The 25,331-nt window shown below is 55.0% G+C and carries 22 protein-coding genes; 17 read left to right on the top strand and 5 right to left on the bottom strand.

What is annotated here, in order from left to right; all coding sequences use genetic code 11:
* Positions 1-37 precede the first annotated feature (37 nt).
* Positions 38-400 (bottom strand): hypothetical protein, encoded by a 363-nt coding sequence (locus QMO62_RS14085; RefSeq protein ID WP_284641807.1) that lies wholly within the window; start codon positions 398-400, stop codon positions 38-40.
* A 248-nt stretch (positions 401-648) separates the two neighbouring features.
* On the opposite strand from QMO62_RS14085, the gene QMO62_RS14080 reads away from it, so the two are divergent.
* On the top strand, positions 649-1,314 hold the full coding sequence (locus QMO62_RS14080) for an HAD family hydrolase (protein ID WP_284641805.1): 666 nt from the start codon (positions 649-651) through the stop codon (positions 1,312-1,314).
* Between the two features lie 70 nt (positions 1,315-1,384).
* On the opposite strand, the gene QMO62_RS14075 is transcribed toward QMO62_RS14080, so the two are convergent.
* A complete protein-coding gene (locus tag QMO62_RS14075; protein ID WP_284641803.1) occupies positions 1,385-2,428 on the bottom strand; it encodes a BMP family protein in 1,044 nt (347 codons plus the stop codon).
* Between the two features lie 257 nt (positions 2,429-2,685).
* Between QMO62_RS14075 and QMO62_RS14070 the strand changes: the two genes are divergently transcribed.
* Entirely contained in the window at positions 2,686-4,413 is a 1,728-nt protein-coding gene (locus QMO62_RS14070) for a methyl-accepting chemotaxis protein (RefSeq protein ID WP_284641802.1), read from the top strand.
* A gap of 152 nt (positions 4,414-4,565) precedes the next feature.
* Positions 4,566-5,030 carry a YhfM domain-containing protein gene (locus QMO62_RS14065; protein WP_284641800.1) on the top strand — a complete coding sequence of 155 codons (465 nt, stop codon included), beginning with the start codon at positions 4,566-4,568 and terminating at the stop codon, positions 5,028-5,030.
* A gap of 611 nt (positions 5,031-5,641) precedes the next feature.
* On the opposite strand, the gene QMO62_RS14060 is transcribed toward QMO62_RS14065, so the two are convergent.
* Positions 5,642-6,514, bottom strand: a complete 873-nt coding sequence (locus tag QMO62_RS14060; protein ID WP_284641798.1) for an SDR family oxidoreductase — start codon at positions 6,512-6,514, stop codon at positions 5,642-5,644.
* A gap of 141 nt (positions 6,515-6,655) precedes the next feature.
* Here QMO62_RS14060 and QMO62_RS14055 point away from each other — a divergent pair, with 141 nt between their 5' ends.
* On the top strand, positions 6,656-8,539 hold the full coding sequence (locus QMO62_RS14055) for an MHYT domain-containing protein (protein WP_284641796.1): 1,884 nt from the start codon (positions 6,656-6,658) through the stop codon (positions 8,537-8,539).
* A 62-nt stretch (positions 8,540-8,601) separates the two neighbouring features.
* Here the strand turns inward: QMO62_RS14055 and QMO62_RS14050 are convergent, their stop codons facing one another.
* The gene (locus QMO62_RS14050) at positions 8,602-9,123 is read right to left on the bottom strand and encodes a Gmad2 immunoglobulin-like domain-containing protein (RefSeq protein WP_284641794.1); all 522 of its coding nucleotides are present in this window, start codon (positions 9,121-9,123) and stop codon (positions 8,602-8,604) included.
* A 156-nt stretch (positions 9,124-9,279) separates the two neighbouring features.
* Here QMO62_RS14050 and QMO62_RS14045 point away from each other — a divergent pair, with 156 nt between their 5' ends.
* A complete protein-coding gene (locus QMO62_RS14045) occupies positions 9,280-9,861 on the top strand; it encodes a DNA-3-methyladenine glycosylase (RefSeq protein ID WP_284641792.1) in 582 nt (193 codons plus the stop codon).
* Positions 9,862-10,137: 276 nt separating this feature from the next.
* Entirely contained in the window at positions 10,138-10,356 is a 219-nt protein-coding gene (locus tag QMO62_RS14040) for a helix-turn-helix transcriptional regulator (RefSeq protein ID WP_284641790.1), read from the top strand.
* Between the two features lie 34 nt (positions 10,357-10,390).
* Here the strand turns inward: QMO62_RS14040 and QMO62_RS14035 are convergent, their stop codons facing one another.
* Entirely contained in the window at positions 10,391-10,768 is a 378-nt protein-coding gene (locus QMO62_RS14035; RefSeq protein WP_284641788.1) for a helix-turn-helix domain-containing protein, read from the bottom strand.
* Between the two features lie 137 nt (positions 10,769-10,905).
* Between QMO62_RS14035 and QMO62_RS14030 the strand changes: the two genes are divergently transcribed.
* From QMO62_RS14030 to QMO62_RS13980, 11 genes are all read left to right on the top strand, one after another.
* Positions 10,906-11,352, top strand: coding sequence for a hypothetical protein (locus QMO62_RS14030; protein ID WP_284641787.1), 447 nt, complete (start codon positions 10,906-10,908; stop codon positions 11,350-11,352).
* 57 nt (positions 11,353-11,409) lie between these two features.
* On the top strand, positions 11,410-11,568 hold the full coding sequence (locus QMO62_RS14025; RefSeq protein ID WP_284641786.1) for a hypothetical protein: 159 nt from the start codon (positions 11,410-11,412) through the stop codon (positions 11,566-11,568).
* An 87-nt stretch (positions 11,569-11,655) separates the two neighbouring features.
* Positions 11,656-12,615, top strand: coding sequence for a nucleotidyltransferase family protein (locus QMO62_RS14020; RefSeq protein ID WP_284641784.1), 960 nt, complete (start codon positions 11,656-11,658; stop codon positions 12,613-12,615).
* Between the two features lie 20 nt (positions 12,616-12,635).
* The gene (locus QMO62_RS14015) at positions 12,636-13,427 is read left to right on the top strand and encodes a hypothetical protein (protein ID WP_284641781.1); all 792 of its coding nucleotides are present in this window, start codon (positions 12,636-12,638) and stop codon (positions 13,425-13,427) included.
* On the top strand, positions 13,424-13,702 hold the full coding sequence (locus QMO62_RS14010) for a PqqD family protein (RefSeq protein WP_284641779.1): 279 nt from the start codon (positions 13,424-13,426) through the stop codon (positions 13,700-13,702). The genes QMO62_RS14015 and QMO62_RS14010 overlap by 4 nt, the downstream gene beginning before the upstream one ends.
* Entirely contained in the window at positions 13,692-14,162 is a 471-nt protein-coding gene (locus QMO62_RS14005) for a signal peptidase I (protein ID WP_284641777.1), read from the top strand. Before QMO62_RS14010 ends, QMO62_RS14005 begins: the two co-directional genes overlap by 11 nt.
* The gene (locus tag QMO62_RS14000) at positions 14,156-15,970 is read left to right on the top strand and encodes an ABC transporter ATP-binding protein (RefSeq protein ID WP_284641774.1); all 1,815 of its coding nucleotides are present in this window, start codon (positions 14,156-14,158) and stop codon (positions 15,968-15,970) included. Before QMO62_RS14005 ends, QMO62_RS14000 begins: the two co-directional genes overlap by 7 nt.
* Before the next feature lie 111 nt (positions 15,971-16,081).
* Positions 16,082-16,801 carry a 3-ketoacyl-ACP reductase gene (locus QMO62_RS13995; protein ID WP_284641772.1) on the top strand — a complete coding sequence of 240 codons (720 nt, stop codon included), beginning with the start codon at positions 16,082-16,084 and terminating at the stop codon, positions 16,799-16,801.
* A 45-nt stretch (positions 16,802-16,846) separates the two neighbouring features.
* Positions 16,847-17,899: an LLM class flavin-dependent oxidoreductase gene (locus tag QMO62_RS13990; RefSeq protein ID WP_284641770.1), complete on the top strand. Its 1,053-nt coding sequence runs from the start codon at positions 16,847-16,849 to the stop codon at positions 17,897-17,899.
* A gap of 195 nt (positions 17,900-18,094) precedes the next feature.
* The gene (locus QMO62_RS13985; RefSeq protein ID WP_284641768.1) at positions 18,095-20,881 is read left to right on the top strand and encodes a PA14 domain-containing protein; all 2,787 of its coding nucleotides are present in this window, start codon (positions 18,095-18,097) and stop codon (positions 20,879-20,881) included.
* A 164-nt stretch (positions 20,882-21,045) separates the two neighbouring features.
* The gene (locus tag QMO62_RS13980) at positions 21,046-25,275 is read left to right on the top strand and encodes an S-layer homology domain-containing protein (protein ID WP_284641766.1); all 4,230 of its coding nucleotides are present in this window, start codon (positions 21,046-21,048) and stop codon (positions 25,273-25,275) included.
* Positions 25,276-25,331 lie beyond the last annotated feature (56 nt).

Genomic DNA, 25,331 nt, shown 5'->3' with positions numbered 1-25,331 from the left:
CGCCATCAGGTTTTCTGCGTCAAGTTTAAGCTACGGCTTACACGTAATTGGAGGTACGTTGGATAGGAAATAAGAACCGTCCGGTTAAACGGTTAGAAATGAGGGGTTCAAAGGGCACATGGGTGCTGCGAAGAGTACGGCATAGCAAGCTCATCATCGCGCATAAGAGCAATGAGAACAGCGGGGTAGCTTTCGCAAATTCCAGACTGTCATCGAACGTGGAGACGTGGGGGCGCGTGGTTGATTTCGCTTCGAAGTAATCAATTCCGATCGAGGAGGAGCTTTTGCCGGTTTCCAGCGGCTTCACTTCAAGGCTCGGAGTAGGCGATGCGAAGAGCATGAACACGACAATCAGAAGCAAAGATAACCAGCGATTACTTGAGAAAGCACGACGAATCATACGTTTACACCCCCTTTTTTTGAAAAATAAGCGAAATCAATTCAATTATACCTGAAAAACGCCTTTTTTTCAAACTTCTTGATGTCAATGACGGTAACTGAACGTCGACATACGGTCCGTCAAAGACTTGATCTTGATTTCACCGAACGTGAACCGGCAGGTCCGGCTGGCTGCAGCGAGAGCATAGGGATTCCTTGCAGATGGCCGATGTTGTACAATGGGTTCAAGTGAGGAGGCGGATGGCGACGATGAAAGGGTATCGGTCGATCGGCGGCACGGTTCAGGGCATTATTTTCGATATGGATAATACGCTGCTGCAATCCAGGATTGATTTTCCTTCTATGAAAAAGGAGATTTATGAGTATCTGCTGGAGCAGCGGCTGCTGCAGGTGCCCTTTCCTCTTGAAGAGCACACCTGCGCTACGCTGATTGAGCATGCGAAGCGGCAGGGTGCCGAGGATGAGCAGGTCCGCCGCATCATGGATATCGCCACGAAGCATGAGCTGGAAGGGATGGCCGATGCCGGGCTGGAGCCTGGCGTGGTAGAGCTGCTGGAGATGCTGCAGGGCCGCTATTTGCTCGCGATTGTAACGAACAATGCCTATCCGGCCGCAGTTCGGGCTCTGGAAGCTACAAGCATCGTTCACTGCTTCGACTTGATTGTCGGACGTGAGCAGATGACGGCGCTGAAGCCGTCGCCCTCCGGCTATGAGTTTGTGCTGAGCCGGTTTGGTAAGGTGCCTCCTAAGGCGTGGCTGTCGGTCGGAGATTCCTGGATCGACGGCAAGGGCTCGGAAACGGCCGGCATTCGATTCGTCAGCTACCGGACCTCGATGGAAACGATGAGAAAGCGCGGTGTGCAGCCCGTAGGCTGTATAGAGGACATAGGCCAGTTAATTAACTATTTACGTTGAAACAGTAAAGCAGGGATAGCGGAAGAGTAATCCTCCGTTATCCCTGCTTTTTTTTGTCATTACTTCCGAATTAATAGTTCGTAAATTCCGGACCGGTATAGTTCAAATTAATGACGATTTCGCCGGAGCGTATTTTTTGCGACAGCTCTTCGATCTTATCCTTCACTTCTTGCGGCACTTCCGGGGAAAGCGCCAAGCGGACCGCTTCCGAATCTTCGAGCCCGATCAGCACAACGGAACCGGCTTTCCAATCGCGCTCCACAAGATCCTGAATGGCGCTGTATACGGTGCGGCTTGCATCGGAGACAGCGGAGCCGATGAAGACGTCCGGAGCGTCGTTGTAATAATCGCGTACGTTGCCGAATTGATGTGTGCCTGTTTCACGATTCGCATCGATTACTCCTTGGCGGGCCATATTCAGCATGGTAAAAATCATATCGGCACCGGATTCGATTTGCGCCAGGGCTACCCTTTTGGCGAGCTCAGCGTTGTCCTGGTTTCCGGTAAAGGTGGTCAAAAAGGTTGCGCTCGGATTCGTATATTTCAAGCCATCGGCAAAGGCGGCGCGGCCCTTGAAGCCAGGGGTGACCTTTGCTCCGGAAATATGTCCGACTGTGTTCGTTTTTGTTAATAATCCGGCTGCAGCTCCGGCCAGCCATGCCGATTCCTCTTGAAGCACCTGGTAGCTGGATACGTTCTCGCCGGTCAAATTCGTTTGCGTATTCACGAACTTAATTTTAGGAAATTCCTTCGATACGATGTTCACGGCTTCCATACTTTGACCGGCGTGCCCTATGATCATATCAGGGTTCGTCTTGGCCAGCTCGCGAAGCGCTTCGGACAGCTTCTCCGTATCATGCGGAACCTTATCTTTGTATGTAACCTGCACTCCGAAATCTTGCTGTGCTCTCATAAGGCCTTGGTAAGCGGATTCCATGAAACCGCCATCCTGAGCATTGCCCGGGAGCAAAAGGGCCACCTTAAATGCTTTATTGCTTTGCGCAGGAAGCGAAGAGTGCTCTTGTTGCGGTTCTTTCCACGAAAATGCTGTAGAGAACATCATAACGGTTGCTGCCAAACCTGCCAAAGTAAGCTTTTTTAGTCCTTTTTTCATGCGTCCAATCTCCTTATGTCAGTGTCATCGTTGTGTCCGGACAAATCCGAGAATAATCCATGGCCAGTTCATTTGTCAATCTTTTCCGTGAAAAATGTGAATAATTTAACAGAATTCGACAGCATTCTTGAAAAATACGGTAATGTTGTACTATAATCGGGACTGTATTCCCGAAGTGCATGGGAAAAATGACACATTATAACATATTTTGACAAACGAGAGAGGGAAGTAACGAAATGAACCTTGGGTTATCACCGATGAAATTTGTACAAAATCTAAAAACCCGTACCAAAATTTTCAGCATATTGGGAATAGCGATTGCGTCTCTTCTCTTGGTCGGTATCACCGGCTACATTGCTATGAATGCGATGGGTACGAAGGCTCGTGCCATGTACGAGGAAAAGCTAAAACCGAACAGCTTGATCGAAGGTCTCCTGTTCGGCAATTCCCAGATGGATTCCTTGCAGCTTGAATTGCTGCTCGCACGGGACGAAGCCTTAATTCAGCAAATACAAAAGCAAATTACAGATCAGCGGAACTCGAATCAAGCGATTCGCAAGGAGCTTGAATCCATCGCTCTTTCCCCGCGAGCGCAGGAGGAGTATAAGAAGTTTGTCGATCTGATTCCGAAAAACAACGAAGCCAAGAAGCAGGTGGACGCATTCGCGGTCGCAAACCAGAAGGAGGCGGCCCACAAGGAATACGTCGCATCCTTCAAGCCGATCCGGGCGGAAATGATAAAGAGCTTGGAGAATGCCGTGAAATACAACGAAGAGGATGCGAAGGCTTTTTATGAAGAGAGCATTCAAAACTCCCGTACGGCGAATGTCATTACGATTATTGTCACTCTGGTTGCCATTCTCCTGTGTAGCGTCTTCGGATACGGCATCTCAGAGATGATCACCAGACCGATTCGCAGCATTCAGAAGCTCATGGCGAGGGCGCAGGAAGGCGACTTAACCGTTCGGGGCGATTACGATTCCAAGGATGAAATCGGTTTGCTTACCGGCGACTTTAACCGCATGGTTTCAGGGCTGCAGTCCATCATTGTGAAAATAACCGAGGAATCTCAAAATCTTTCTGCCAGCACGGAGCAGCTTCTCGCAAGCTCCGAGCAGTCAAGCCAGGCGGTTAATCAAGTAGTGATGTCCATTCAGGAGATTGCAGGCGGGGCGGAAACACAGTTGAAGAGTACGAACGAAAGCGTGCGGGCGATGGAGGAGATGGCCGCAGGGGTCAAGCGGATCGCCGAGTTCTCGGGCAATGTGACCGAAACCTCCGTCGGGGCTTCGAGGCAAGCCGATGAAGGAAATCGCTCCATTCAAAGCGCGGTAGACCAGATGAGCCTGATCCGCAGCTCGGTATCCTCTTCCACGCAAATGGTGAAGCGGCTTGGAGAACGGTCCAAGGAAATCGGTCAAATCGTCGATGTGATTACGGACATCTCGAACCAGACCAATCTGTTGGCTTTGAATGCGGCTATTGAAGCTGCTAGAGCCGGAGACCACGGGCGCGGATTCTCGGTTGTTGCGGATGAGGTTCGTAAGCTGGCCGAGCAATCCAGGCAATCGGCGGATCAGATTGTTCAAATCGTAAGACAGATTCATACGGAGACGACTCAAGCGATTGTGGCTATGGAAAAAGGGGATCGCGAAGTGGAGGGCGGAATGATCCTGATGAAGGAAGCGGGGGATGCCTTTACTTCCATTCTCCACGCTATTCAGGAAGTAGCCTCCCAAATCCATGAGGTATCCGCTGCATCGGAGGAAATGTCGGCAAGCGCGGACCAGATTACGGCGTCACTGCATCACATGGAGAGCATTGCTAAGTCAGCTTTCGAAAATACGGAGAATGTATTTGCCTCTTCCGAGGAGCAGCTGGCTACGATGGAGGAAATTTCCGATGCTGTCAAGGCATTGACAGACATGGCTCAAGAATTGCACGATATTACGCTTCGTTTTACATCGGTTCCCGGAAAATCATGAAACGTGGCATTCCTGTTAGCAAGGCCACTACCTTCTAGTGAGGCTTCGGCAAGCGCAAAGCAGAATGGTAGCAAGCCTAGTGCCGTGGAGCGTATAAAGGACTTGTCCTGTGTGGTAAAATAAGGGCAACCGTTCTATGCTGGGAGTGCTGTATGAGATACGAGGTCATGAGGCTGCTGCTGTTCGTCTCGCTAGTGTTTGCATCTGTAACGGCGGGATGCGAGTCGGATCCTAGTCCTGGGGGAGAAACCCGTCCGTTAACCCGGGATCAGATCGTGCGCCTTCTGGAGGAGCAGGGGGTCGCAGAGATTTATGTCTACCGGTCCAAGGCACATGGGGACATCGGTACAGAGCTGGTGCGCAAGCTGACGATGAAGGAGCAGCATGATGTGGTGCTGCAGGCGATCAAGACAGGGGAGCAAATTCCGGGTGTTCTGGATACCCGAGTACCGGACTATGATTTCGTCATCAAAGGTAAAAATAACGACAGCATGTCCTTTCATTTCTGGCTGCGGCCGGATGCCGAGCAGGGCATGTGGGTCAGTGTCCGCAATACAGGCGTCGGTTATACACTATCTAAATCATTAACACAGCAACTTATTGAGTATGTAAAATAAATCAGAAGCGTCTGCCGATCCCTTACCGGCAGGCGCTTATTTATTTTTTGGGGGGAGTAGAGCTGCAGGTGTTGAAAATGCTTGAGGCCAGTAATGGCAGATTTGCAATTACAGGTGGGGGATAAGTGTGAAATGGCGGAAATAGTTGCAGATGTGCGATTGCGCGGGGGATGGGAGGTACGAGGGCAGGCGTGTGAGGCCAGTAGTGGCAAATTTGCAATTACAGGTGGGGGAATAGTGTGAAATGATGGGAATAGTTGCAGATGTGCGATTGCGCGGGTTGTGGGAAGTACAAGGGCAGTCGTGTGAGGCCAGTAGTGGCAAATTTGCAATTACAGACGGGAGATAGGTGTGAAATGGCGGAAATAGTTGCAAATGTGCGATTGCGCAGGGGATGGGAGGTACGAGGGCAGGCGTGTGAGGCCAGTAGTGGCAAATTTGCAATTACAGGTGGGAGATAGGTGTGAAATGGCGGGAATAGTTGCAGATGTGCGATTGCGCGGGTGAGTGAGGTACACAACTGCACGGGAGGCGTACAAGGTGCCGAGCAGGCCGGTTTCAGCTCCGGCATGCCCGGCAAGAAGGCCCCAGCGGCCCGCCGGCCCGAGCCCCTACCGCAGCAGCCGCTGCACCAGCCGCTCGAATCGCCGCCACGGCAGCAGCGCCTTCGCGGCAAGCGTCAGCCGCGTGCCGCGCCCGAGCGGATAGCGCAGCGCCGGTCGCATCTCCCGCGCGATGTGAACCACGGCCCCGGCGACCTCCCGAGGGTCCGGCGCCTGTGCGGCGGAGCGCTGCGAGTATCGCAGCACCGCGTCCAGGGAGGTTTCGTACGCCGAATCAGGCGAACGGTGGATGGCTGCGAAGCCCTTATTCCATATCTCTGTGCGGTAGGCACCCGGCTCCAAGAGCACAACGTCAACGCCATAAGGCTGCATCTCCAGCCGAAGCGATTCGCTGAAGCCCTCCACCGCGAACTTGGAGGCTGCGTACGGCGCATAAGCCGGGAAGCCTACCCGGCCGCTGATGCTGCTCATATTCACGATACAACCGCTGCGCTGGGCGCGCATGATCGGCAGCACCTCCCTTGTCACGGAAACAAGCGCGAAGAAATTCGTCTCCATGATACGCCGCCATTCTTCCATCGGGACCTCTTCCACGAACCCGCCCAAAGCGAAGCCGGCATTGTTGACAAGCAGGTCGATTCGGCCGTACCGTCCTGTTGTCTCTTGAATGATCCGCTGCACGGCGGCCTCATCGGTCACATCCGCTTCCAGCAGGTCCGCTTCGCCTGACAAGCCTTCTTTCTGAAGTGACTCCCGCAAGGCATCGCCCCGGCTAAGGTCGCGGAGGACTGCCGCTACGCGATACCCGTCTTTGGCCAGTGCTGTCGTGATCAGCAGTCCGAATCCGCTTGAAGCCCCCGTAACGACGGCAATAGGCTTGTCCTTGCTTGTTCCCTGTTGCCTTCCATAACTTGACTGCAACAGCAATCGCCTCCCACTCGTCCATATTGTGTAATCCAATGGACCCATTTTACATGAAAAGGGTCAAGGAATGAAAAGGGATATGTTATAATTACCCAGATAAAGCAGGGAATTCATCCTTGAACAGGCGGGGAGGAACCTATGGAACATTTGGAAGGCACCTACAGCTGGCCGCTGGTCATCTTGTCCGTCATGATCTCGGTGTTCTCTTCCTATTGTGCGCTTGAGCTGATTGAGCGGATGCACAGGCTGGAGGGTCGGGCCCGGACGTTATGGCTGATCATCGGATCGATTGCCATGGGAATCGGAATTTGGTCCATGCATTTTATCGGCATGCTGGCGTTTCATCTGCCGGTGGACGTTCATTATGATATCGGCTTGGTTGTTGTTTCGGCCGTCTTTCCGATCATCGCCGCACTTGCCGCCTTATACGTCATTACGGGCAAAGCCCGCAACCTCCGGAGCCTTCTTGCAGGGGGACTGCTGATGGGCGTAGCCATATCGGGGATGCACTACACAGGGATGGCCTCGATTCAATGGGCCGGAACGATCAGCTATGATCCGCTGTATTTGGTCTTATCCATCCTTGTCGCCATAGGGATATCCTTCATGGCGATGCGGCTTTCCTTCTTTTATCGTAACCAGCGCCATCAGGAACGTCACCTGCGCGAGGCGGCCGTTACGGCAAAAATCGGCGCCTCACTGCTGCTGGGCTGCGGTATTGCCGCCATGCATTATATCGGCATGCTCGCCGCACAGTTCTCGGTGGATCCTCTCCGCCATGATGTCAGCTTTACCCGTTCGTCCATCCATCCGATGCTGCTCGCCGTTCTTATCGGGGCCGCCTCGCTTTTGCTGCTGATCGTATTCACAGTCAGCCTGCTCCTGGATCGCCGGTTTGCCCTGCGGCTCGCCGAGTGGAACCAGCGCAGGTACGATTCGATATTTGAGCACCACCCGGATATCGTATGTCTATATGACGCCAAGGGCAGGCTGCAGCGGGTGAACCCCTCGGCCGAACGAATTACAGGCTATACCCAAAAGGAGCTTTTGGGTCGCCCGCTATCCGATTTTGTGGACAAGACCCAGCTGGGACGGCTTCGCAAACGGTTCGAGCAGGTGCTGAAGGGACAGCCGCAGACAATCGAATTCGTTTTTCACCACAGGGAAGGCTATGGGATTCACTTAAATACAACGTTGGTGCCGTCCAAGGCCCAGGGAAGAATCGTCGACATTTATACGATATCGAAGGATGTCACCGAGCAGAAGAATACCGAGCAAGCCATGCTGCAGGCCAAGCTGGAGGCGGAGCGTGCGGCGCGCATCAAGAGCGAATTTCTGGCCGTCATGAGCCATGAAATTCGGACTCCGCTGAACGGGGTGATCAGCATGAGCGAGCTGCTGGAGGAGTCCGAGCTGGGCGAGGAACAGCGGGAGTATGCCGGGATTATCGGAAGCAGCGGCAGGGCACTGCTCTCTGTCATTAACGATTTGCTGGATTTCTCCAAAATGGATTCCGGCAAGGTAAACCTGGCCGAGCAGCCCTTTGATTTGATCGGCAGCCTGGAGGAAACCGTGCGCTTCTTCCAAGCACAGCTGCAGGAGGAGCGGCTTGCCATCCGGGTCAGTGCGGATCCTTCGATTCCCGAAGTGCTGATCGGGGATATCGTCCGCCTTCGGCAGGTGTGGATTAACCTGATCGGCAACGCGGTCAAGTTCACCGCTCAAGGTGACATTCGAATAGAGGTTCGGGAACGGCAAAGGACGTCTGGACATATTGACCTGGAATTTACGGTAAAAGACTCCGGAATCGGCATCCCGGAAGCGGAGATTCCGCACTTATTTCAGCCGTTTCACCAGCTGGACTCTTCCATGGCTCGCAAGCATGGCGGGACCGGACTGGGGCTGGCTATCTGCAAGCGAATTGTTGAGATGATGGGCGGCAGCATTTATGTAGCACGGCCCCTAGGCAGTGAGCAAGGGACCACTATGGTATTTACGGTCAAGCTGGGGCTTGCGGATTGAGTTCGGAACCCACAACAAGCCGACGGCTCTCCGGAAGCGGAGAACCGTCGGCTTTGCTGCATTTATTCGAATTTGACGGGAATGTGAAGTTCGTTCACCCACGAGCCATCTTTGGCGCTAATTTCGTATAAAGTGAGTACACCGTTCGGGCTGGTCGGCTTGCGGAGCTCCTTGATGACGAATTCGAAATCCCCCCACTCGGGCGCTCCTTGCTTTGCCATGACATGGCCTTCGGCAAGGATATTGTGGCCATCTTCAAGAGAGTAGCTGAAAGAAGCCTCGAAAACGCGGGCCTTCCCCTTTACCGTCATACCTGCAGCGGCTTTTGTTCCTGGCGCCGGGCTTATCAGCCGGAAGGCGTTGTTTTCCAGCAATGGCTTCGCTTCTTGGGGGGCCGGCTTCGGATCGGATGGCTGGGAAGGAGCTGACTTCTGCGGCTCCGGCTGGGGCTGCGGCGTTACGGCCGGTGGCGATGAAGCCTGTGGAGTTTGGCCGGCCGGCGCCTGCTTCCCGCAGGCGGACGCCACGGCTGCGATCAACGACAAGCTGATGATAAGCGAACATGCTCGATACCGCGCTTTCATGGATCTGCCTCCTTTTTCGCATCGTGTACTATTTCAGACGCGTGCGCGGCGGCAGATGTTTCAATACGATGACATTTGGGCTGATTTCACCGGGTAAAGGCAATAATGTCTTGAAGGGAGCAAAGAACAAAAGGGCAAGTGAAGGAGAGGAATCCTATGGACCCGAGACTTCTGGAACAGGACACGGTAGAGGTGGCAAGGCAGCTAATCGGCTGTCATTTGGTACGAAGAACGCCGCAGGGTAACATCCGTGTCAAGCTTACCGAAACAGAAGCCTACCGCGGCTCCGATGATCCTGCAAGCCATGCGTATCGCGGAAGAACGCCGCGCAATCACTTGATGTTCGGGGAAGCGGGAAGGCTGTATGTTTACTTCATTTACGGCATGCATCATTGCATGAATATCGTGGCGCACCGAAGCGGTGAGGTTGGGGCTGTGCTGCTAAGGGGAGGGTGGCCCATCGAGGGGATCGAGCTGCTGCGGGAAAACCGTCCCGGGGTACCGGATCGCCAACTGGTTAATGGCCCCGGGAAGCTGGCCAAGGCGATGGGAATCGGGATGGAGTGGAACGGTTACGATCTTCTTCAGCAGCCGGTAGGGGAGCTTTTTTTGGAATGGCATACTTCAAGCGAACCCATTCGAAGCACGCCCCGTATCGGTATATCGAAGGGGAAGGAGCTGCTGTGGAGATTTGTGAATGAAGACGGGCCGGAGGCAGGCCATCCCAAGCGTTCGTAGGTATTCAAGCGGAAGTCGTACGGAGGCGGTGTTGAATCTTATCACAATTTGCAGCATTGTGCCGGTTCCGATCCTACAGCTTGCAGAAGAACCGGAACCCGGCATAGGCCATAAAGCCTGATCTGCAAAGGCACAGACAGGCTTTATGACTATTTTGTTGATACAAATTGTATCTTGGTCATAGACGATGTATAATACAGCTAGGCCGTAAGCGATTACAGGTGGAGCGTTTGACGGGCAGCAGAAACCAGCTGAAGAAAGGAAAGATAAAGTCGCATGAAGCTTGGAAAAAGAATATCGGAGCTTAGAGAGCAGCGACAGATTACGCAGGGCGAGCTTGCGCGGGTTCTTGGAGTCACCCGGGCGGCGATGTCTCACTACGAGAACGACCGGAGACAGCCAGACTATGAGACGCTAATGAAGCTGGCAAAGTATTTTGCCGTCAGTGTGGAGTATGTGATCGAAGGAAGAACGGAGCAGCAATCCATCGGATAGAGGCGCGCGGTGCGCCTCTTTGGGTCGAATAAGGCTAGCGCTGATTCCTTCGGCGCTCTTTGCGGATCATCGCGATAAAACGGGTGGCCTCCTCGCGGGTCAATTCCCGCCCATCCACGGTAAGGGTGAATTCCTGAAGAATCCGCTCATCCGACAGCTCCAGGCTTCGCTCGAAGCTGCCGACGTGCTGGGCAACCTGCTGCTGCTCTCCCGGCAGCCGCCCCATTAAATAATCGACGGATACGCGGTAAAAATCGGCGAATTTCTTGAGCGTATCGTAATCAGGCTCTCTGCGGTCCGTTTCGTAATGCGAAAGGGAGGAACGGGATATTCCAAGCCGGGAGGCTACGTCCTCTTGTGTAAAACCGTACTTCTCGCGCAGCAGGGAAATACGGCTGCCCAAGTGCTTCATCCCATGATCACCTCCGGAATACAAGAAAAAACTGCTTGACACGATACGTATTGTAACATAAATTGTTGTAAAAGGTGTTGTTTTATACAAATCGTATCCAATCAAAGTGAAAAACAGGATATCAAGGGGGATGCCGATTGAATGAGGGGCTGCTCCACTACAAGACGGCCTGCCTGCAGCATCTGCTGTCCTCTCTGGAGTGCCGTCTGCGTATCATCGAAGTGAAGTCTCGTACGGTCCGGTCCAATGAATCCATCATCCGCCTACTGGAGCTTCATTCCGGACAAATCCGCTTTCTTAGCGGTCTGAGACTGCCTTGTCTTGCCGGAGTGACCTATTCGCTACAGCTTCAATTGGATGCTGAGCTGCTTGAGGTGAGGGGAGAGCTGACGGACAGCAAGGAGCTTTGCGGCGAATTGCGGCAGTACGCGATGAAGTTCGCACTGCCCGAGGACGATCATCTCCGCCTGTATCAATGGGTGAACGGGAGGATGGGGGAGCTCATGCACCGGTGGTACGGTCCCTATGGTTTGTGCAAAAAAGTTGCATCATCCGCTAGACTTTCTGTAGCGGTAAAGTTATAATTTGTTTTGTGATACAAAATGTATCAAAAACCACAAAAGGAAAGGAAGCCATTCCCCATGCAAAAGAAGCAGTACGCCAAGCCGGCTATTCTCAGCGAGGAAAGGATTGCCTTCGAAACGCTGATCTCGTGCAACGATCCGAATCAGCCGGGAGAAATTTATAACGGCCAGATTCCTATCTGCGTTCGTCCGGACAACACCTGGTTCCCGCGTTAATTCGCAGCGGAGCCAAGATGACGGGAGAGAGCTGTCAGGCAGCCTCTCCCCCATTGTCCAACAAGAAACGGGGGTTCAGTTGATTCTATGGTGATTCCTTTACTCCGCTCACTCTACGATACGGAACGGCCTTGTCCCGGCTCTTGGTGGGAAAGTGCCCAGACGATGCACGATATGGAGCTCTTTGCCATTCATGCCCAGGTGTATCATCTGCTGCAGACCACGCATCGTCTCGATCCGCTACCTGAGGAGGTTCTATCCAAGCTCAAAGCTAGGCACACGCAGGGAATGTATCAGAATCTTGTGATGAAGCATAAGGAAACGGAAGCCTTGGAGCTTTTGGATAAGCATGGCCTGGAAGTGATCCCGCTCAAAGGAGTACGGTTCGCAGAAAGGTATTTCGGTCATTATGCCGCCAGAATCACGAGCGATATGGATCTGCTGGTTCGTACCGAGCGGCTTCAGGAAGCCATCGCTTGTCTCGTCGCCCATGGCTATGACTTCGAGATTATCAAGGATCATCACGCCCGGCTGCATAAGGACGGGATGATGGTGGAGCTGCACTGGACACTTGATAAGCGGGACTGGTCGGACCTTGACCCCGAATCCTTTTGGCGCTCGGCAACTGCGGTGAATGGGTATCGGCATGTGAAAGAGCTCACGCCTCTGCACACCTTTTATTTCATCTGCCTTCATGGCGCGAGGCATCAAATGGATTCGGTCCGTTATTTGATCGATATCGTCCAAATGCTTCATACGCACAGCCGGCACATTGATTATGGCCGGTTGATGGAGCTCACCTCTGTGGATAAAACCTCAAAGCGCATCCAAGCCGTACTCTCCATTGTATATCAGCAGTTCCCCCACCTTCAGACCTTCAAGCCGCTTCCTTTTGATCTGCTGGACACCCACTGGGATTACGACACCGTACGAGGTGGGCGTCTTGGCCGCAAGACGAAGGGGTATTATCAATATAAGCTGTTTTTTCGCCACTTTCTTTTCGATACGCTCAAGCATCAGATCAGGTCCATCCGCAAGGCCTATTAATAGAAGGAAGGTTTCCGGACATGAGCTTATTCAAGGTATGTATCGCCGAGCATGTCATCGGCTTTTCCACGGAATCGGAGATGGCCGCGCAGTATATTATGAAGCATTTCAGGCCGCTGCTGCTGGAGGCAAGCGATCCCTGCACGCCGGATCTCTATGTCATGATCGAAGAGGGCTATGGCGTTCCTTTCGTCGATTATGAGGTCGAAATCTTATCCGGGCCCGAAACCGTTGTGTATGTCCGCAAGGATTATCGGATTGAGGCGGATCCGACGTACTATAAAGCTTTGATCGAGGTGTTCGATGAGTTTGCCCTGAAGCATGCGCTGCTGAACTTGTATAGTGCGTTCCTCACTTCACGGGAGTGGGGGCTTGTCATTCATTCCTCCTGCCTTGTGCAAGGGGACGAAGCGTACTTGTTCGCCGGTCATTCGGGGGCGGGGAAGTCTACGGTAGCGCGGCTTTCCCGTCCGAGACCGATTCTCTCCGATGAGGCTACGATAATAAGGCTGGATGCTCAGGGGGTGCTGGTCTACAATTCACCTTTCCGCAGCGATACCGATATGCCTTCCTTGACGGAGCCTTATCGACTGCAGGCAGTACATCTGCTGCGTCAGGCGAGCTATAACAAGAGGTTCCCGCTGACGAAGATGGACGCCGTCCTGAAGATTCTGCAGAGGGTGTTCTACTGGGCGCATGATCCGAAGGAAACGAAGAAGCTCATGACGATGTGCAAAACGCTGGTAGAGAGGGTACCCGTTTATGAGCTGTCTTTTCAAAAAAACGATACGTTCTGGGAGGAAATTTCATGATTGAGGTATCGAGAGGTTATAAACGCAATACGCAGGCGGAAACGCTTGAAGTCGACGGCGAATGGGTCATTCTGCATACCGCCAAATATACCGTGACCCGGTTGAATGAGGTGGGCGGGCTTTGCTGGGAGTTGCTGCAGCAGCATAGGACAGTTCAAGAGCTGACTGAGGAGGTTTTGAAGAGCTACGACATTACGGCGCAAGAGGCTGAGCGGGATATTGAAGGATTTATCGAGGAGCTTCGCCGCATGGATTTGGTTGAGCATGCAGATTAACGCGAGGGCCCTAAAGCAGCTTGTAAGGGAAAGGGGCTATATCGAGCTTCCTTCGATCGGAACCAGCATGTCTCCTGCCATACGGGAAGGATATGTATGCCGCTTTATGGACATCGAGGCAAGGTCCCTGAAGGTCGGCGATATTGTGCTCTTCGTCGGTGTTACCGGGGAGCTTGTCGGGCATCGGCTGATCGGCACCTTAGTGAAAGAGGGCAAAGCTTATTATGTATGCAAAGGCGATTCCAACCGCACGCCGGACCGCCCGGTCCCTGAGGAGCAGCTGATCGGCCGCATGGTGTCGGTCCGCACCGGACGAAGGCTGATCCGGGCGGATGCCCTGTCGATGCGAATGTGGGGCTGGCTCGTTGCGAGGCTTCCTTTCGTTTCCTTGTGCATTCATTACGGCGTGCGGCTTCATAACAAGGCGCGCGGCCGGAGAGCAGGCTCCTATATATGCTGAGATCATACAAACAACGGCTGAAAGGCTTGCTCGAGCTGGGGGAGCTCCGAAAGCCCATGCGGCTGCTTCTCATTTATGTCGGGCGCTATTGGAAGGCATATGTCGGTCTCGGAATCCTGTTGTTTGCGGGAATCGGGACGACACTCTTTTTTACATGGTTCTTGCAGCATATGACCGACGCAGCGGTGCAGGGGAATCTTGCCGGCGTGGGTCATTATTTGCTTTTGGGGGCCGGAGGTACGCTCGTTAGCTCCCTGGTGGTGTTTTGTAACATTTACTTGTCTACGACGGCGGTACAGAAGGTGAAGGCCGATCTGAAAAATGATTTATTCGAGCATATGCTGCGGCTGCCGGCCGGCTACTATGGCAATCACCATACGGGAGAGCTTGTTTCGCATCTGACACATGATGTGGACAGCATTGACGGGGCGATCGGCTCCAATCTGCTGGGCCTGCTGCGCCTGCCTCTCATGGCGGCAGCTACCTTCATCTACCTGGTTCAAGTGAATTGGCAGCTTTCCTTTCTTTGCCTATTCCTTGTTCCGCTCGCGCTGGCATCGGGGGCGCTGCTGGGGAAGCTGCTGAGAAAACACAGCAAGGCTCTGCATGAATTTGTCGGCCGTATGCACAGCTTCCTGGGAGATGTCTTCTCAGGCCATACCGTCTTTCGCTCCTATATGCTGGAGAATATGTTTCACTCCCGCTATGTGGAGCAAAACCGTGAGCTGCTGCGCATGGAATCGAGGCTTGCCCTGCTCCGCGGCTGGTTCAGTGTCGGCTCGGGTGCGGCAGGGTCACTTGCTTATTTGTTCAGCATGGGGCTCGGGGCATACTTCGTGGCGCAAGGTAACATGACCGTCGGTTCGCTGCTCGCGTTCGTTAGCCTGATGCAGTACCTGATCTCGCCTTTAAGCGGTCTTGCAGGACTGTGGGGAGGCTTCCAGCGTTCGATTGCCGCGGTGGAGCGGATTCAACGGGTGCTGGAGGAGCCGGCGGAGATGAAGCGTTGGCCGATGGGGAAAGCGGACACGCCTGCTCTTCGCTGGGGCTTGGAGCTGCGGCAGGTGACCTTTCGTTACGAGGCCGGCAAGGAAGCGGCGGTGGAGGGGCTGCAGCTGTTCGTGCCCGCGGGCTCGGTTGTGGCCGTAGTAGGTCCGAGCGGCGCGGGCAAAAGTACGCTGTTCAGCCTGGTGCAGGGCTTTTATCGGCCGACGCAAGGGGAGATCCTGCTCGACGGAGTGGCGCTCGATTTCGGCGCACGGCCCGAGCTCCGAGGCTATATGGCCTATGTGCCCCAAGAGACGAGCTTGTTCTCCGGGACGCTGCGGGATAACCTGCTCATGGGCCGGAGGGAGGCGACCGGAGAGGAGCTTGTGCAGGCGGCCAAGGATGCCAACCTGCATGAGTTTATTCTCACGCTGCCGCAGGGCTACGACACCGAGATCGGAGAGCGCGGAGTAAAGCTGTCCGGCGGACAGAAGCAGCGTCTTGCGATCGCGCGGGCGATCTTGAAGAATGCGCCCATCCTGCTGCTCGACGAGGCGACCTCGGCTCTCGACAGCGAGACGGAGCATGCCGTTCAAGAGGCGCTGGAGAGGCTGATGCGGGGACGGACGACGATGGTCATTGCCCATCGGCTGTCGACGATCCAGAACGCCGATCTCATCGTCGTGATGGATCAGGGGCGCATCGCCGAGCAGGGCACCCACAGCGAGCTGCTGGCCGCGGGGGGCTTGTATGCGCGGCTGCACCGGCTGCAGCATGAGCAGCGGGAAGGCGAAGCGGAGGCCGCGACAGCCGCGGGATAAACAGGGCTACGGGAAGCTTGGCTTCCTATAGCCCTGTTTTGATTGTACCCGATGAAAATGGGGAACAATCAAAGCGTTGTTCAAATTTAGGGAAGTAAGGAGAATTGTGGGATGAAACTGCAAAATCAAACGGCCATCATAACGGGGGCAGGTAAGGGAATCGGAATGGCGACAGCTGCAGCGCTGGCGAAGGAGGGCGTCCATCTGGGCCTAATGGCCAGAAGCACCTCGGACCTGGAGGCTCTTCAGAGTACGTTGGCAAGCACGTACGGAGTCAAGGTATACTATGCTGCAGCGGATGTTTCCAAGCGGGATTCGGCGGAGCAGGCAGTCGCCGCGCTTGCGGACAAGCTCGGAGCGATAAACATTTTGATCAATAATGCCGGGGTCGCAACGTTCGGCACTGTGCTGGATATGGAGCCTGCCGAGTGGGAACGCATCGTTCAGACGAACTTGATGGGGACGTACTATGTAACCCGGGCAGCTCTGCCGATCATGCTCAAGCAAAACGAGGGAAGCATTCTCAACGTTGCCTCCACTGCCGGGGAGCGCGGATTTGCAACCGGCTCCGCTTACTGTGCATCGAAGTTCGGAGTGATCGGGTTCACGGAAGCCTTACTGCATGAAGTGAGAAAATCCAATATCCGCGTTACGGCGCTTACGCCCAGTACCGTGAATACGAACCTTGCCGCTCAAGCCGGCTTAAAGATCGGCGAGGAGGATCGCATGATGCAGCCGGAGGATGTGGCGGAGCTCATCTTGGCCACCCTGAAGCTCCCGCAGCGCGTATTTGTCAAGACGGCGGGCATTTGGACAACAAACCCACAATAATGCTACCATAGGGACAAGGAACTGAATACAGGGGAGGAACAATCGATGGAGATCGGAATAAGCACGTTCGTCGAGACGACGCCGGACGTGCGGACTGGGGAAGTTATAAGTCATGCGCAGCGGCTGCGCGAGGTGGTTGAGGAAATCGTGCTGGCGGATCGGGTAGGACTGGATGTATACGGCGTAGGGGAGCATCATCGCAAGGACTATGCTGCATCCTCTCCGGCTGTCGTACTGGCGGCAGCGGCCTCGCAGACTAAGCGCATCCGCCTGACCAGCGCGGTGACGGTGCTGTCCTCCGCTGACCCGGTCCGTGTGTTTCAGGATTTCGCCACCCTGGACGGGATCTCGAAAGGACGCGCTGAGATTATGGCCGGCCGGGGTTCCTTTATTGAGTCCTTTCCGCTGTTTGGCTACGATCTGAACGATTACGACGAGCTCTTCGAAGAGAAGCTGGAGCTGCTGCTGAAGCTGCGGGAGTCGGAGAAGGTGACATGGAAGGGCGGACATCGGCCGGCATTTCAGGAGCTTGGCGTTTATCCGCGTCCGGTGCAAAATCCGCTTCCTGTGTGGATCGGCAGCGGAGGCAATACCGAATCGGTGATCCGCGCAGGGCTGCTGGGACTGCCGCTCGTGCTCGCGATCATCGGCGGCAGTCCGAGGCAGTTTGCCCCTCTGGTGCAGCTTTATAAGAAAGCGGTTGCCCATGCAGGACATGATGCTTCGCGGCTGCCGGTCGCTTCCCACTCGCACGGCTTTGTCGGAGAGGACACGGAGGCTGCCGCCGACCGGTTCTTCCCTTCGACGCAAGCCAGTATGAATGTAATCGGCAGGGAGCGGGGCTGGGGGCACTATGACCGTGCCCAATTTGATGCCGCGCGCAGCTTGGAAGGGGCACTGTATGTTGGCGACCCCGAGACGGTGGCGCGCAAAATCATTTATCTTCGCAAGGAGGTCGGCATCACGCGCTTCCTGCTGCATGTTCCGTTAGGTACGATGCCCCATGAGGACGTCATGCGAGCCATCGAGCTGCTGGGCACGGAGGTAGCGCCGCGCGTCCGGGAGGAAGTGGCCCGGTGGGAAGCGGCGAACGTGTAAAGAAAGAAGCGCCTCGTTCAAAAAGGGAGAAATGCTGCGTTTGAACGAGGCACTTTGGTTTGAAACTTATCTTGCCTGTTGCTGGGATCATCTGAAGGAAGGTTTGATACATAACGTATCATTCGACATTCGCACTTACCTTTAGCAGCAGCCTTGAATACAATGTCACTACCCTTGAAGAAAGAGGTGATAGTGATGAACAAACTGGAACGAATTGGCCATTGGGACGGAGTAACCGGGCGGGCTTCGCTGGAGGGTCCTTACGAGGATTGGCTGCAGCAGGAGGTTCCGTTTGGGCTTCGTTCCTTTTTTTTGGCACCTTGGCGTGCATATATGGATACATGGGATTACCGTAAATATGCGGATGTGCTGGGGATAAACTTTAACGTGAACCCGGAGGAGGCTGATGCCACAGCGCAGGTGCTGGCTGAAGCAGGCATTCGCTCTCTCCGATTGGAGATCGGCTGGCGCAATCTTGCCTTCGATAATCCTGCAACGCTTGAGCCGGGCAAGCTGGCCGAGCTGAATACCTTCTTCGGAGTATTTCGTAAATACGGTCTTCGTCCGATCATCCTGCTGAATGCCAACTCGGGTCTTCCGGTTCCCTATCGGTTCATTGACGTACAGGTGACCCAGAACGCCCCCGCAGGCACACGAGAGCTGTACGTAGCTAACACGAACGGGATACGTGCTTACTATACCGGGCTTCAGAATCAGCGATATCATGCGATGTTTCCCGTGATTACGCAAGTGAATGTCGAAGCGGGTCGGCTTACGTTATCTGCTCCTCTCCCGCAAGCGGTATCGCAGGGAGGTCTGACCCTCATTGAGCTCAAATATCAGCCGTTCGCAGGAACCGTCTTTGCTGACGGTAGGCCTAATCCGGCCGCGCAGGAAACGCTGGATGGCTGGATGCAGTATGTCAGGACCGTTACAGGCTACGCAAGGAGCGCGCTCGGTACGGAAGGACAGGCAGATGCGGGCTTCGATCTGGAGGTCTGGAACGAATACACCTTCGGCAGTGAATTTCTTGATATCAATAATTACTATGATCCTCCGCTTTCCTTCTCTCAGCCTATAACCTATACCCAGCAAGGAAGAACGGCAACCGGGGCGGAAGCGATCCTGCCCATGACGATTGACTATGTCAAGGCTCCCCAAAACGGCTTTCCGGGCGTGCGAGTCATCAACGGCTTCTCCAATCAGCGCCCATGGGACAACGGAACCGAGCTATGGCACGGACAGGACGGCTTCAGCCGCCATTACTACACGAGCTACAGCTCGGAAAATCTCATTAACCCGGCGACGTATCCGAAGCTGAATGAGGTAACCTTGGACGCGACAGGACAGCGTGACGGTGCCCCGGACCCCCTTCAGGCCGACCGGATCATACCGGGCACCAATGTGATTCCGACCCACTTCCACGCGATGCCGGAGGATACCTTCTTCGCTTACCAGACGGAGTTTGTCGTCAGGGACATTCAACCGTTCCCGGGACCTTGGTTTACACACCACCGGTATAGCAACCGGAATAACGGGCAGAATGCTGAGGTTTGGATGACGGAGACGAATTTCTACCGGCTGGCTCTGGCACAGGAGCTCGCTGCCAAGGCAGGGGTAAGCGAAAACGACCCGCGCATCACGAGCATCATGCATTACATTGGAGCTAAGGCGACGCTGCGCATTTATATGTTCTATGGGCACAAAGGAATTCAAACCGTAAATCTTTACGCCGTTAAAGAAAATGATACCACCTTCGCTCTGCTGCCAAGCGCTTTCTTTGCGGAGCTGGCCAATAACGGCTATCAGCTGACGGAGTCTGTGCGCGCTCAGCTCGGGCCGCAGGCGTCAGCTGTCACAGGCATAACCTCCAGACTCAGTACAGGGACAGCCATTGCTGCGCCGCGTCCCTTGAAGGTGGAGGAGATCGTAGAGCCGGAGCCTCGCGTTGTTTTTGAAGCGCACGGGACGAAGGAGCATCCGCACCGGTATCACCGGGACGACCTGGCCGTGCTTCCGTTTCAGCTCGACCATCATCGGTTTGCCGTGGGATATTACGTGGTGACCAGGAACATGGCGCAGAGCTGGGACACATCCAAGGATTGGCTCGACGCCGACCGCTACCGAATGCAGCCTCAGGCCTTCGAGCTTACTCTGAGCAATGTGAAAGGAAATGGAGTCACGGTATCGATATATGATCCGATGACGGGCGAGGAGGAGCCTGCCGTCTTGTTGAGATCCTCCTTAACGGACATCACGGTGCAGGTGATGGCGGTTGACTATCCCAGACTGCTGCTGATCACGGAAGCGGGGACAGGGCCTATGCTCCAAGAACCGCGCGTAACAACCAGGGACGGAAGGTCAACCTTCTCCTTCGTGCCGAATGTGGACGGCGCCGTTACGGTATCCTGGGGAGCTTATCCCGTTCGCTCAGGCGGCTCCTTCCTGATGGAGGAATTCGCAGGTGAGAATCTGACGAGCCTCATTACCTCCAGCCCGGTAAGCACGATTCAGTTTTACCAAACCTTAGCGGCAAGGCAGGGCTCCTGGCGATGGACAGGATTGATCACTCCCGCCTATAGGGAAGATTATACGTTTCTGATGGAAACGGATAACTATGAACGTCCCCGGCTGTGGATCGAGGACCAGCTCGTCATTCCAGGCAATGGTGTCCTGGCCGGCAGCATCCGGCTGCAGGCAGGCAGAAGCTACCGGCTAACGCTCACCTACAGCACACCTTACGCCTCCCCACATACGATGATGCTGTTCTGGGGGAGTGCCAGCCAGCCAAGAGAGGCGGTCGCGCCCTCCCCGGCAGGAAGCCAAACCGTTACGATGGCTGTAACCGCCAATCAGCCTGTCACCGTCGAGCTATCGGGCTTGCAGAGAGGTGATGGGGTCAAGGCGCGGTTTACGGGCCAAGGGCTTGAAATCCCTTACCCTCGTTGGAACTATGACGTGCAAGGAGTTCTATGGGAATAAAGGTGTAAGGTCTGGAGCTGCTCTGAGCATATGGTACTACTCGGGGCAGCTGTTTTCCTACTGAGAAAATGCGCTTTGGGCATCATCCGGCGTTCTCCATTTGTCGATATAATATGATTTGTGGAAAAAATAAATAAATAGACTAATAAATGGGAGTGGATGAGGTGAAAAAGAGATACAGCCTCACCGTAGCTATGGCATTGCTTTTGTCTAGTTTATCGGTGAACGGCTACGTAAGCGCTGATGTCAGGTTTGACGGTGAGACGGAACGGAAGCTGCGGCGCGTCGGCACATGGGACGAAACGACGATGAAGCGGGAAGTGCCTATGCCGTATGTCAATGCGGCCGAGCAAGAAGTGGATTTCGGCAAGCGTTCGTTCTATCATGCCCCATGGAAAAGCTACATGGATACATGGGACGCAAGGAAATACTTCGAGACGCTGGGCGTGAATTTTAACGTGGCTCACGAAGAGGCCGAGGCGGTTGCTAAGCTGCTCGCTGAGGCAGGGATTCGTTCGGCGCGTGTGGAGATAGGCTGGGACAATCTGGATTACGACGACGACACCAAGCTGAAGCCTCGGAGTCACGAGCATATCGGAAAGGTGCTGCGTGCACTGGCGAACCATGGGATTAGGCCGATGATTCTGCTCAATGCGAATTCCGGTATGCCAAGCCCAAGCCGCATTACGCAAGCTCGCCTTGTTCGTGATGCCAAAGCAGGGGACCGGCATCTCTATCTGGAGCAGGTCAGCGGAATCAAGCTGAACTATACCGGTCTGCATGCCGTCCATTACCAAACCATGTATCCGATCATCACCGCCGTTGAGAGCGCAACCGGGAAGGTTACCCTCTCCGCGCCTTTGGCTAACGACCTCAAAGCAGGCCCCATAGAGCTTTCTACGCTTAAATATTTGCCCTTCTCCGAGCCAAGCTATTCCGACGGCACACCTAACCCGGCTTCTGCGGAAACGGTCCGTGGCTGGACGCAATATATTACAACAGTAACTCGTTTCGTGAAGGACAATCTCCAATCGGATGGACAGGCAGATGCCGGCTTCGATCTGGAGGTTTGGAACGAGTACACGTTCGGTTCCGAATTCCTCAGTCTTAACAACTATTATGAGCCAGACCTGCCCTTGACGGGGAAAATCCAATATACCGGCGGCGGGAAAACCGTCCTGGGGCACGAGCTGATTTTGCCGTTGACGGCGGACTTTGTCAGTAAGCCGGAGAACCGGCTGCCGGGCGTACGGGTCTTGAGCGGCTTCTCCAACCAGCGTCCCTGGGACAACGGCACGGACATGTGGCCCACCCAGCATGGCATCAGCAGACATTATTACACCGGGTTTAAACCGGGGGAATCTTACATAGCTGAAGGCCATACCGATTCGACAAAGGTATATCTGAATGCGCTGGGCGGTCGCGACGGGCAGGAGGTTCCCGGGAATCCCGACCAGACGGTTCCGGGCAGCTATTATGTGCCTCCCCACGAGGCCGGCTTTCCGGAAATGCGGTTTTACGCCTACGAAACCGAGTTTGTGACACGCGATGTTCAGCCGTTTCCCGGCTCCATGCCGCTTCACCACCGATATGCCAGTCCGGGAGGCGGGAAGACGGGGAAGCTGTGGATGACGGAGACCAATTTTCACCGCAGGCCCATCGCTGACGATCTTGCCTCAAAGCTGGGAACCCATGTCGATGACCCGCGCCTGGTTTCGCTTATGCAGCACATGGGAGCCAAATCCACACTCCGTAATTATCTGTTCTATGGGCATAAAGGGCTGGAGACGATCGATTTGTATGCCGTGAAATCTGAAATAGGCTTCTCGATGATTCCGGATTCGTTCTTTCAGAAGCTGGCACAGTCGCAGTACCAGTTGACGCCGGAGGTCAGAGGACTGGCTGGTCCGCAGCTTACATCGCTTACGAATCTGTCGGCGCTGATGCGCACCGGCCGACCGGTCGCAACGCCGCGTCCGCTGAAGGTGGAAGGGATTACCGAGTATGAGCCGCGTCTCGTGTATGAGGGCGACGGCACGCCGGAGCATCCTTCCCGCTATCACGGCGACGATTTGGCCATATTGCCGTATCAGCTCGACGAGGGCAGGTTTGCCATAGGTTATTACGTGGTTACCCGGAATTTGGCCCATGTGTGGGACAGCTCCAAGCAGCTGTGGGATCCTGCCCGCTACCAAATGCCGGATCAAACCTTCGATATTACGTTGTCCAATGTGCGCGGCAGCGGCTCGAATGTGTACGCCTACGATCCTGTACAAGGAACGAGAATGCCCGTTACGGTCGTCGAGTCCACCTACAACCAAGTGAAGGTGCGATTGCAAGTTACCGACTATCCGAGAATGCTGATGATTGAGGAGAACGAGCCGGGGCCCGTGCTTGGCAGTCCGACCGCTGAACGCTCCGCCGGTGGGGCCGTACTCCGGTTTACGCCGAATCTTAGCGGCACGGTTCAGATAGAGACGGGGAAATATCCGACCCGCTCGAACGGGACCTTCAACGAGCAGCGATATGCGTTGGAGGATGATAGCTATCAAACGCCGCTCTATACGAAGCAAGTAGCTGTTATTGATTATGTGAAGGGTACGGGCAAAACGCTTCCGGCCGAGCGAGGCAGATGGAGATGGACGGGTACTATTCGTCCGGAATATTCGGAAACCTACACCTTCCAGATCCGTTCGGATAATGAAGAGGATATACAGCTTCAGATCGGCGGAGAAACGGTCATTGCACCGAAATCCGGAAAGCTGAAGGCAATTGTGGAGCTTAAGGCGGGCCAATCCTACCCGTTTGCCTTTGACTATTGGAACGCCTGGGGGAACGACGTACATACACCGGCCGTGTACTGGTCGAGCGAAAGCCAAACGCTTGGGCCGGTCGCGCCGGCACCGGTGTCAGAGCCGGAGAGGCTGGAGGTCACGCAAGGGCAGCCGGTTTCGCATGTGCTTGCGGGATTTCAAGAGGACGATGCCGTCAAGCTTACGTTCAGCTCCGACGGACTCGTTACTACTTATCCGCGATGGGATTACGATTGGAGCGGGACATTGTTCGCACCGGCTTGGACGGGCGGCGGACAGATACCTGGCGGCGGAACGCAGACTCCGGGAGGCGGAACGCAAACACCCGGCGGAGGTACACAGACCCCGGGCGGTCAGCGGCCACCTGGGGGCGGCGTGCCGCAGATTCCCACCGGTGCAGGCGGGGGTTGGTCCGGCGGAATGGGCTCCAATCCGGCGGCTCCTGCCGCAGAGGGCACGAGCTTGATCCTCAAGCCTGATGACGGGGTAACCCAAACAACGTCAGGTAATAAGGTGACAGTAAGGTTGGATGAAGGGAAAATCGCAGCTCTACTGAAAGACCAACCGAAGCTGCAAATTCTGGAGCTGCAGGTGGAGGACGGCAAGCAGCTGACCCTGCAGCTGACCGGAGCGATCGCCGAACAAATGCAGGAGCGGGAGGTGCTGCTGCGAGTCGTAGGGAACGGCGGTGTGCTGACCATCCCTCTCCACAAGATAAACCGGGGGCAGGAGGTTCAGGTTGAAATCCTCGCGGACAGCGATGTGTTCCCGCCTCCGCAAGGCTTCACTAGGCCCGGCTCCTCCTGGCAACTGCGGGTTCGGGACGGTCAGGCCAAGCTGTCCGTCGCAGCCGAGCTGCGTTTGCCGTCGGGCGTGTCCGGTGCTCAGCTTTACCGGTACGACGAGGAAGAGCGGCGCTGGGTGCCGGTATTTGCGGAGGTTCGCCAAGAGAAGCTGCATTTCAACATGCTTCCTAATACCGTATATTCCATCCTTAAGCCGGGTCGAACCTTTAGCGATATTCAGTCGCATTGGGCTAAGCATGAGATTGAGCTGCTTGCCGGGAGAGGCATATTGAACGGTACCGGGCCGTCGAGCTTCGATCCCGATCAACATGTGAATAGGGCGGAGTTCGCCGCTATGCTGCTACGGATCCTCATGAAGGGGGAGAAGCAGCAGGAGGACCTTCCCGTTGCCTTTCAGGATGTCAAACCATCGGATTGGTTCTTCGAGGAAATCCGTTTCGGATATGTGAAAAAGCTGGTGGATGGTGTGGAGGCCGAGCGATTTGCCCCGAATGAGCCGATGACCCGCGAGCAAATGTTCGTCATAGCCGCGAGGGTGTACGATGCAAGCAGGAAGGGCCAGGGGCTGTCAGAGCAGGAAGCGTCCGGTCTTCTCTCTCCCCTCCGGGACCGTGAGCGCATCAGCTCGTGGGCAAGCATGGGCATAGCCCGGGCGCTGCAGCTGAAGCTCGCTCAAGGCAAGGCGGATCAGATGATCGAGCCTGCGGCCGGAGGAACGAGAGCCGAGGCCGCCGTCATCACCGAGCGATTGCTCCGAAAGCTGGAATCGCCTTAACATCAGAGCTCCCCGCCTCCGGCGTAGTCATATTGCTGCCGCGGTGCGGGGAGCTT

Source organism: Paenibacillus silviterrae (assembly GCF_030167925.1).
In the GTDB taxonomy this organism is placed as follows: domain Bacteria; phylum Bacillota; class Bacilli; order Paenibacillales; family NBRC-103111; genus Paenibacillus_G; species Paenibacillus_G silviterrae.
Note: the sequence above shows the minus strand (reverse complement) of the source record. Positions and strands in the feature narration are given on the sequence as shown.